The organism is Streptomyces thermospinosisporus (genome assembly GCF_039526425.1).
Lineage (GTDB): Bacteria > Actinomycetota > Actinomycetes > Streptomycetales > Streptomycetaceae > Streptomyces > Streptomyces thermocarboxydovorans.
Window position 1 is genome coordinate 1 of record NZ_BAAAIZ010000073.1, and the last position, 8,958, is coordinate 8,958.

The window sequence follows — 8,958 nt, forward strand, 5'->3', positions numbered from 1 at the left end:
AGCCGGACAGCCCGGCGCGGGTGCCCGCCGCACCCCCGGCCAGGCCGGCGGACGCGCCTTCGCGGGACGCCGCGCGGCCGCACGCGAGGCGCAGGAGCCCTCCGGCGCCGCTCCCGGCGGTACCTCCGGCGGCGGCGAGCTCTCCGGAGCCGACGTCGCGGCGGCGGCCGTGTCCGGCAAGGTGCCCGGCGACACCGCAGGCGCCGAGGGCAACGGCAAGCCCGCGCGGGGTGGCAAGATCGCGGCGGCGGCCGTGAACCAGGCCAGCGTCTGGAACATCGCCAACCTGCTCACCATGCTCCGGCTGCTCCTGGTGCCGGCCTTCGTCATGCTGATGCTGGCCGACGGCGGCTACGACCCGGCCTGGCGCTCACTCGCCTGGGCGGCCTTCGCCATCGCCATGATCACCGACCTGTTCGACGGTCATCTGGCCCGCACCTACAACCTCGTCACGGACTTCGGGAAGATCGCCGACCCGATCGCCGACAAGGCGATCATGGGAGCGGCCCTGATCTGTCTCTCCGCGCTGGGCGACCTTCCCTGGTGGGTCACCGGCGTGATCCTCGGCCGGGAACTCGGCATCACCCTGCTGCGTTTTCTGGTCATCCGCTACGGCGTCATCCCCGCCAGCCGCGGCGGCAAGCTCAAGACGCTCACCCAGGGCGTCGCCGTCGGCATGTATGTGCTGGCGCTGACGGGCTGGCTGGCCACCCTGCGCTTCTGGGTGATGGCCGCGGCGGTCGTGCTGACCGTGGTGACCGGGCTGGACTATGTGAGACAGGCCATTGTGCTGCGCCGGAAGGGAATCGCCGAGCGCAGGGCGGCGTTGGAGGAGACGGCAGAGTGAGTTCCGCGGCCGCCGAAGTCGTGCGGCTACTCACCGTGCACGGCACGACGGTGGCCGTCGCCGAATCACTGACCGGCGGACTGGTGTCCGCGGAGATCACCTCGGTCCCCGGCGCCTCCAAGGTGTTCCGGGGCTCGGTGACCGCCTACGCCACCGACCTCAAGCACCGCCTGCTCGGCGTCGACGCCGAGCTGCTGGCGCGCAAGGGAGCGGTGGATGCCCAGGTCGCGGGGCAGATGGCCGCAGGGGCGCGCAGGTTTCTGGGCGCCGACTGGGGCATCGCGACCACCGGTGTCGCCGGCCCCGACCCCCAGGACGGGCAGGCCGTGGGCACGGTCTTCGTGGCGGTGGACGGACCCTTCACACAAGGTTCCGGTTCCGCCCGCGGCGGAAAAGTGCGGCACCTGCGGTTGAACGGCGACCGCGCGGAAATTCGTATGGAGAGTGTACGGAGCGTACTCGCACTGCTCCTCGAGGAGCTTGCGGGCGATCAGACCGGGAATGAGCGGGCATAGGATACGGAACAGAACGGGGGGTTTTGATGTTTGCAGCCCTGAGTGAACACGACATCGCTCCCCGCACGGCCGCGGCGCGAGGCGGTACGGTGGGGCGAGAAGGATGCGGCCATGCGGTCCGAGGAGGGAGCCACCGATGATTCTGCTCCGTCGCCTGCTGGGTGACGTGCTGCGTCGGCAGCGCCAGCGCCAGGGCCGTACTCTGCGCGAAGTCTCCTCGTCCGCCCGAGTCTCACTCGGCTATCTCTCCGAGGTGGAGCGGGGGCAGAAGGAGGCTTCCTCCGAACTGCTCGCCGCCATCTGCGACGCGTTGGACGTACGGATGTCCGAGCTCATGCGGGAAGTGAGCGACGAGCTCGCTCTCGCCGAGCTGGCCCAGTCTGCTGCTGCGACCCCCAGCGAACCTGTGCCCACGCCGGTGCGCCCGATGCTGGGTTCCGTCTCGGTGACCGGTGTGCCGCCGGAACGGGTGACCATCAAGGCGCCTGCCGAAGCGGTGGACGTGGTCGCCGCCTGAGCGGCGGCGTGAAGGTGTGACAGGCCCCGGAGGGGCCCTTCCGGGAAACCGGGAGGGTGCCGCCGGGGTTTTTCGCGTTTCGGGGGTAGTCGTCCTGTGGGGGCTGCGTTTGCCGGTGTGCCCCGCGGCGGTCATCGTTGAGGGATCACGGGGGGCGAGCCGCGGGGGGTGAGTCACGGAGGTGCGGATGTACGTCGTGAAGAGCCCGTTGTCCGATGCGAATCTCAAGACCGTCTCCGAGGCGCTGCAGGGCGCCCTGGTCGACCTGATCGATCTCTCCCTGGTGGCCAAGCAGATCCACTGGAACGTGGTCGGGCCGCGTTTCCGCTCGGTCCATCTGCAGCTCGACGAGGTGGTGGCCGTCGCCCGCCAGCACTCCGACACCGTGGCCGAGCGCTGCGCGGCACTGGGCGTCTCCCCGGACGGCCGTGCCGCGACGGTGGCCGTCGGCAGCGGCATCGGGGTCACACCCGAGGGCTGGGTCGACGACACCACGGCCGTGGGCACGCTCGTGGACGCGCTGGGCGCGGTGATCGCCCGGATGCGCGAGCGGGTGGCCGCGACCGAGGAACCGGATCCGGTGAGCCAGGACATCCTCATCGGCATCACCGCCGACCTCGAGAAGCAGCACTGGATGTTCCAGGCCGAGAACGGGTGACGTGGCGGCGCGCATGGCGCGCTGGGGGGTCGCTGCGGTCCTCGGAGCCCTGTGGTGGTGGGCGCTGGCACGACTCGTGCTGGCGCCCGGCGCCGGCGTGCTGGAGGCGGCGGTCGTCGCCGGGGGCTGGGGGCTGAGCCTGCTGCCGGTGCACTGCGTGCCCAAGGGGCAGGCGGAGGGCGCCCTCGCGGCAGGGCGGTGGCGCCGGGCCTGGCGGGCGGTGACGAGGTCTCGGGGTGGTGCGCAGGGGGAGGGAAGACGGTGGTTCGGGCTGCACCCGTGACCCTGTGGGGTGGGGCTGCGGTGAGCTCAGCCGGTAGTCGCCCCTGTCCGTCGGCGTGGGTCGGCGGGGTCAGTGGGCCCGTTTCAGCCGTTTCAGTCGTTCAGCCGGTCGGGCGGGTGCGGTCGCGGCGGGGCCTTCTGGGCTCGGGAGCCGGGCCGCGCTGGCACGTGGGGCACCAGTAGGTGGGCCGCTCGCGGGAGCCGTCGCCCTGGTCGGCGACACGGACGGGGGTGCCGCAGCGCAGACAGGGGCGGGGCGCGCGGCCGTAGACGAAGAGATCGGGAACCCGGTTGGCCGCCGTGCCCGATGCGCGGGACGGGCGCCTGCCCGTGTGCAGCGGGGCGCCGGTACGCGCGGGCGGGCCGGTCACCACCTGCGGCATGCTTGCCGGGGCGGTCGTGGTCGTCGTTCTGCGGATCGGGCGCTCACGGTTGAAGTCGAGCAGCGCCTTGGCGAGTTCGGGCAGGTATGCGGCACGCTCGGCGGGCAGGGCGCCCACCGGGAGCCAGGGGGTGACACCGAGCAGGAAGCAGAGCTCGCTCTTGAACACATTGCCGATACCGGCGAGGTTGCGCTGGTCCAGCAGGGCCTCGCCGAGCGGGCGGTCTGGGTCCTTGAGGAGGTTGGCCAGCGCCACCTCGGGGTCCCAGTCGGGGCCCAGCAGATCGGGTCCGAGATGGCCGACCGCGCGGTCCTCGTCGGCGGTGCGCAGCAGCTCCAGCACGGGCAGGCGGTAGCCCACCGCCGTGCGCTCGGTGTTGCCGAGGATCACCCGGATCTGGTGGGCGGGGCCGCCGGTCCAGCGCTGGCCGTTGGCGAACACCTTCCACGCCCCGTCCATCCGCAGATGCGAGTGCAGGGTCAGGCCGCCCTCGATCCTGGTGAGCAGGTGCTTTCCGCGCGGGGTGACGCCGAGGACGGTGCGGCCGGTGAGGTCGGTCGTGGCGAACCGGGGCACCCGCAGATCGCTGCGGGTCAGCACCTTGCCCGCGAGGGCGCTGTGCAGCCGTCGCGCGGCCTGCCAGACGGTGTCTCCTTCGGGCATGGCTCAAGGGTGGCACGTCCGCCGCGAAGCGGCCGGGCGCGGGGCGGGGCGGGACGGGACGGGAGCGGTCAGGCACGCAGACGCAGTCCTCGGGGCGTGGCGATGAATCCCGCGGACTCCAGCAGCGCGCCGAAGGGGGAGGTCAGGGCGGGGGTGCCGTTGACGCGCTCCACCGTGACCGTGCCGAGGGAGCCCGCACGGGCGGCCGTGGCGAGGGCTTCCGCGGCGGCCGGCAGCCGGCTGTCGCCGGCGGGCTCGGCGTCCGGGTCGGCGGGCCAGGCCAGCAGGGTCTTGCCGCCGCGCTCCATGTAGAGCGTCAGCTCGCCGTCGACCAGCACCACCAGGGATCCCGCCTTGCGCCCCGGCTTGTGGCTCGCGCCGTCGGGCGGCTCGGGCCAGCCCAGTGCGGCACCGTAGGCGTTCGCCGGGTCGGCGGCGGCCAGCACGACGGCCCGGGAGGACCGGTCCGGGCCGGTGCGGCGGCCCGCGAACGGGTCGTAGGAGGCGCGTCCGCCCTGCCACGGCGGCGGGCTCCCCGGCCTGAGATCACGGGGCGAGATCCACTCGCTCGGCGTGGTGCGGGAGGAGTCCGAGGAACCGTCACCGGGGAAGCCGTCGTCGGCGGACCCGAAGTCGCCCGGTGGGCCGTCGTGGCCGGGGGCGGAGCCGGGGGAGCCGTCGGCCGGTGCGGCGAAGCCGTGCGCGGCGAACGGGTCGGCTTCGGTCCGCGGCTGTCCGTGCGGCGCCGTGGCGCCGGGGGCCGGGAGGCCGTCGCCGCGTTCGCGCGCGTTGGACACCGCGCGCAGGCGGTCGACCGCCCCGTCCATCGCGAACTGGGCGGCGCCCAGACCCTCCACCACATAGCCGCGCCGGGCCTGCCCCGTCTCCTCGAAGGCGGACAGCACCCGGTACATCGCCGAGAAGCCGCCCTCGACGCCTTCCGCCGCGACGGCGCCGCGGGTCACCACGCCGTGCCGGTCGAGCAGCGTGCGAGCCAGGGCGTGGGCGCGGACCGTGGTGTCCGGCTCCCGCTCGGGAAGCAGGGACCAGCGGCCGGCGACGGTCGGCGGTCCGTTGCGGGAGGCGCTGCGGGCGGCCGCGGTGAGCGAGCCGTAGCGCCCGCGCGGGACCGAGCGCTTGGCGCGGTGGGCCGTGGAGCCCGCCGTGCGGCCGGAGCCCAGGTACGCGCGCATCGGGCTGAGCGTGTCATTGGTCAGCCGGCCCGACCAGGCCAGGTCCCACAGGGCGTCGGCCAGCTGCGGATCGGTGACCTCCGGGTGGGTGGCGCGGACCCGGTCGGCGATCTGCCGGAAGAACAGGCCGTAGCCGCCGCTCAGGGCGTCCAGCACGGACTGGTGCAGCGGCGTCAGCTCCAGGGGATGGGGCGGCGGCAGGAGCAGCGGGGCCGCGTCCGCGAGGTACAGGGAGACCCAGCCGTCCTTCCCGGGCAGCGAACCGGCGCCCGCCCACACCACCTCACCCGAGGCGGTGAGCTCGTCCAGCATCGCGGGGGCGTAGTCCGCCACCCGGGACGGCAGGACCAGCTTCTCCAGGGCGGAGGCGGGCACCGAGGCGCCCTGCAGCTGCTCCACCGCGCGCACCAGACCGTCGATGCCGCGCAGTGCGTGCCCCTTGCCGATGTGCTGCCACTGGGGGAGGAACTGGGCGAGCGCGGCCGGCGGCACCGGTTCCAGCTCGTGCCGCAGCGAGGCCAGGGAACGGCGGCGCAGCCGGCGCAGCACGGTGGCGTCGCACCACTCCTGGCCGATCCCGGCCGGGTGGAACTCGCCCTGGACGATCCTGCCCGCCGCCGCGAGCCGCTGCAGCGCGCCCTCGGTGACGGCCACGCCCAGACCGAAGCGGGCCGCCGCGGTCGCCGAGGTGAACGGGCCGTGGGTGCGGGCATAGCGGGCGAGGAGGTCGCCCAGGGGGTCCTTCACCGGTTCGGTGAACGCCTCCGGCACGCCGACCGGCAGCGCGGTGCCCAGCGCGTCCCGCAGCCGCCCGGCGTCCTCCACGGCCGCCCAGTGGTCGGCGCCGGCGATGCGGACCCGGATGGCGCGCCGCGCGGCGGCCAGCTCCTCGGCCCACCCCGGTTCCGCGCCGCGCTCGGCCAGCTCGGCGTCGGTGAGCGGGCCGAGCATCCGCAGCAGGTCGGCGACGCCCTCCACGTCCTTCACCCGCCGGTCCTCGGTCAGCCACTGCAGCTCGCGCTCCAGCTCGACCAGTACCTCGGCGTCCAGCAGCTCGCGCAGCTCCGCCTGGCCGAGCAGCTCGGCGAGCAGCCGGGAGTCCAGGGACAGCGCGGCGGCCCGGCGCTCGGCGAGCGGGGAGTCGCCCTCGTAGAGGAACTGGGCGACGTAGCCGAAGAGCAGGGAGCGGGCGAAGGGCGACGGCTCGGGGGTGGTGACCTCGACCAGGCGCACCTTGCGGGACTCCAGATCGCCCATCAGCTCGACCAGGCCCGGGACGTCGAACACGTCCTGGAGGCATTCGCGGACCGCCTCCAGCACGATCGGGAAGGAGCCGAACTCGCCCGCGACCTGGAGCAGCTGGGAGGCACGCTGACGCTGCTGCCACAGCGGGGTGCGCCGGCCGGGATTGCGGCGCGGCAGCAGCAGCGCACGGGCGGCGCACTCGCGGAACCGGGAGGCGAACAGCGCCGAACCGCCCACCTGGTCGGTGACGATCTGGTCGATCTCGCCCTTGTCGAAGACGACGTCCGCCGCCCCCACCGGCGCCTGGTCGGCGTCGTACTCCGCGCCCGCCTTCATCGGCTCCTGGTCGAGCAGGTCCAGGCCCATCAGATCGGCGTCCGGCAGGCGCAGCACGATGCCGTCGTCGGCGTGCATCACCTGGGCGTCCATGCCGTACCGCTCGGACAGGCGGGCGCCGAGCGCCAGCGCCCACGGGGCATGCACCTGGGCGCCGAACGGGGAGTGCACCACCACCCGCCAGTCGCCCAGCTCGTCGCGGAAGCGCTCCACGACGATGGTGCGGTCGTCCGGCACATGGCCGCAGGCCTCGCGCTGCTCGTCGAGGTAGGCCAGGACGTTGTCCGCGGCCCAGGCGTCCAGACCGGCCGCGAGCAGCCGCAGCCGGGCGTCCTCCTTGGACAGCGAGCCGACCTCGCGCAGGAACGCGCCCACCGCGCGGCCCAGCTCCAGCGGCCGGCCCAGCTGGTCGCCCTTCCAGAACGGCAGCCGTCCGGGCACCCCGGGCGCCGGGGACACCAGCACCCGGTCACGGGTGATGTCCTCGATGCGCCAGGAGCTGGTGCCCAGCGTGAACACATCGCCCACGCGGGACTCGTAGACCATCTCCTCGTCGAGCTCGCCGACCCGGCCGCCGCCCTTCTTCGGGTCGGCGCCCGCGAGGAACACCCCGAACAGGCCCCGGTCGGGGATCGTGCCGCCCGAGGTCACGGCGAGCCGCTGGGCGCCGGGGCGGCCGGTGATCTCGCCGGTGACCCGGTCCCACACCACGCGCGGACGCAGCTCGGCGAAGGCGTCGGAGGGATAGCGGCCGGCCAGCATGTCGAGCACGCCGGTGAAGGCGGACTCGGGCAGTGAGGCGAAGGGCGCGGCCCGGCGCACCACGGCCAGCAGGTCGTCGTACTGCCAGGTGTCCATCGCCGTCATGGCGACCAGCTGCTGGGCCAGCACGTCGAGCGGGTTGGCGGGGATTCTCAGGGACTCGATGGCACCCGACCGCATCCGCTCGGTGACCACCGCCGCCTGCACCAGATCACCGCGGTACTTGGGGAACACCACACCCGTGGACACCGCGCCCACCTGATGGCCCGCGCGGCCCACCCGCTGCAGCCCGGAGGCGACGGAGGGCGGCGACTCCACCTGCACCACCAGGTCCACGGCGCCCATGTCGATGCCCAGCTCCAGGCTGGAGGTGGCGACCACCGCGGGCAGCCGTCCCGCCTTGAGGTCCTCCTCGACCAGGGCCCGCTGCTCCTTGGACACCGAGCCGTGATGGGCCCGGGCGATCACCGGCGGCGCGCCATGGGCGGCCCCGGAGCCGCCCATCAGCTCCGCGGGGGAGTGGTGCTGGTCCAGGGACTCGCCGGTGGCACGCTCGTAGGCGATCTCGTTCAGCCGGTTGCACAGGCGCTCGGCGAGCCGGCGGGAGTTGGCGAACACGATCGTCGAGCGATGCGCCTGGACGAGATCGATGATCCGCTCCTCGACATGCGGCCAGATCGACGGACGCTCGGCCCCCTCCGAGCCATCCGCGACCGGGGAACCGCCCAGCTCGCCCAGATCCTCCACCGGGACCACGACCGAGAGGTCGAACTCCTTGCCCGACTCCGGCTGGACGATCTCCACCTTGCCGCGCGGCGACAGGAAACGCGCCACCTCGTCGACCGGGCGGACCGTCGCCGACAGGCCGATACGGCGGGCGGGCCTGGGCAGCAACTCGTCCAGCCGCTCCAGGGACAGCGCCAGATGCGCGCCGCGCTTGGTGCCGGCGACCGCGTGCACCTCGTCCAGGATCACCGTCTCCACGCCGGTCAGCGCATCCCGGGTGGCCGACGTCAGCATCAGGAACAGCGACTCCGGGGTGGTGATCAGGATGTCCGGCGGGCGCGTGGACAGCGCGCGGCGCTCGGCCGGCGGGGTGTCCCCGGAGCGGATGCCCACCTTCACCTCGGGCTCGGGCAGGCCGAGACGCACGGCCTCCTGGCGGATGCCGGTCAGCGGGCTGCGCAGATTGCGCTCCACGTCGACGGCGAGCGCCTTCAGCGGGGAGACGTACAGGACGCGGCACCGCTTCTTCGGATCGGCGGGCGGAGGCGTGGAGGCCAGCTGGTCCAGCGCCGCGAGGAAGGCGGCCAGGGTCTTCCCGGAGCCGGTGGGCGCGACCACCAGCACGTCCGAACCCTCACGGATGGCCTGCCACGCCCCGGCCTGGGCGGCCGTGGGCGCGGAGAACGCCCCCGTGAACCAGCCACGGGTCGCGGGGGAGAAGCCGTCCAGGGCTCGACGCGGATCGCTGACCATGTGTCCATCGTGCACCCCGCCACTGACATTGATGCTGATACTCAGGTTCCGGTGATCGTGGCCCAGCCACTGACTGAC

7 protein-coding genes are annotated in these 8,958 nt (G+C 73.7%); 5 read left to right on the top strand and 2 right to left on the bottom strand.

Annotation, left to right across the window (positions count from 1 at the left end; translation table 11 throughout):
- The 5 genes from pgsA to ABD207_RS23125 form a co-directional block, all read left to right on the top strand.
- Positions 1–847, top strand: an 847-nt coding sequence (pgsA, locus tag ABD207_RS23105) for a CDP-diacylglycerol--glycerol-3-phosphate 3-phosphatidyltransferase (RefSeq protein WP_344015026.1), incomplete at its 5' end; no start/stop codon positions are given.
- Positions 844–1,362 (top strand): CinA family protein, encoded by a 519-nt coding sequence (locus ABD207_RS23110; protein WP_344015027.1) that lies wholly within the window; start codon positions 844–846, stop codon positions 1,360–1,362. The genes pgsA and ABD207_RS23110, both read left to right, overlap by 4 nt.
- Positions 1,363–1,498: 136 nt before the next feature.
- Complete coding sequence (locus ABD207_RS23115) at positions 1,499–1,879, top strand: helix-turn-helix domain-containing protein (RefSeq protein WP_167997591.1); 381 nt, start codon at positions 1,499–1,501, stop codon at positions 1,877–1,879.
- Positions 1,880–2,066: 187 nt separating this feature from the next.
- Positions 2,067–2,537 (top strand): Dps family protein, encoded by a 471-nt coding sequence (locus ABD207_RS23120; RefSeq protein WP_344015028.1) that lies wholly within the window; start codon positions 2,067–2,069, stop codon positions 2,535–2,537.
- Between the two features lie 13 nt (positions 2,538–2,550).
- Positions 2,551–2,820: a hypothetical protein gene (locus tag ABD207_RS23125; protein WP_344015029.1), complete on the top strand. Its 270-nt coding sequence runs from the start codon at positions 2,551–2,553 to the stop codon at positions 2,818–2,820.
- A 100-nt stretch (positions 2,821–2,920) separates the two neighbouring features.
- Here ABD207_RS23125 and ABD207_RS23135 read toward each other — a convergent pair whose 3' ends face one another.
- Entirely contained in the window at positions 2,921–3,865 is a 945-nt protein-coding gene (locus ABD207_RS23135) for a DNA-formamidopyrimidine glycosylase family protein (RefSeq protein WP_425580797.1), read from the bottom strand.
- Positions 3,866–3,933: 68 nt separating this feature from the next.
- Positions 3,934–8,880, bottom strand: coding sequence for an ATP-dependent helicase (locus ABD207_RS23140; protein ID WP_344015030.1), 4,947 nt, complete (start codon positions 8,878–8,880; stop codon positions 3,934–3,936).
- Positions 8,881–8,958 lie beyond the last annotated feature (78 nt).